1 protein-coding gene is annotated in these 685 nt (G+C 75.9%); it reads left to right on the top strand.

All coding sequences use genetic code 11. The features are described from left to right. Nucleotides 1-40: 40 nt before the first annotated feature. A partial coding sequence (locus tag ACYVE9_RS29660) for an MFS transporter (RefSeq protein ID WP_461030957.1) occupies nucleotides 41-685 on the top strand: 645 nt, incomplete at its 3' end.

Below are 685 nucleotides of genomic sequence, written 5' to 3'. Positions count from 1 at the left end.
GGCCCAGCCGGACCCCCCGACCCCCGGCGGTGACGCCCGCATGACCACCTCCAGCACCCCACCCGCCCCCACCCCCGCCACCGGTCACCTGACCGGCACGGCACCTCCGCGGTGGCTGTGGGCGCTGCTCTTCGTCCTGGCCGGCAACATGCTGCTCGACGCCCTGGAGGTGTCGGTGGTGCTGGTGGCGCTGCCCGCGATCGCCGCCGAGTACGGCCTCGGCATCGGCGCCGTGCAGTGGGTGATGAGCGGCTTCGCCCTCGGCTTCGGCGCGGTCCTGATGCTGGGCCCGCGGATCACCGCCCGCTTCGGCCGCCGCCGGGTCTACCTGCTGGCGCTGGCCGTCTTCGCCGCCGCGTCGCTGGTCGGCGGGCTGACTGACAGCAGCGCCCTGCTCGTCGCCACCCGCGTCGTCAAGGGCGTCTGTGCCGCGCTGACCGCGCCCACCGGGCTGGCCATCATCGCCACGACCTTTCCCGAGGGCCCCCGGGCCCGCCGCGCGGTGTCGGTCTACTCGCTGTTCGGCGCGGCCGGCTTCACCGTCGGCCTGCTGCTGTCCGGCGCCCTCACCGAACTCAGCTGGCGCTGGACGCTGCTCTTTCCCGCTCCGGTCGCCCTGCTGCTGCTGTTCGCCGGCTGGCGGCTGATCCCCGGGGACCCCGCCCGCCCGCCCGGCCGCGTCCCC

It is taken from the genome of Streptomyces sparsus (genome assembly GCF_054776295.1).
Note: the sequence above shows the minus strand (reverse complement) of the source record. Positions and strands in the feature narration are given on the sequence as shown.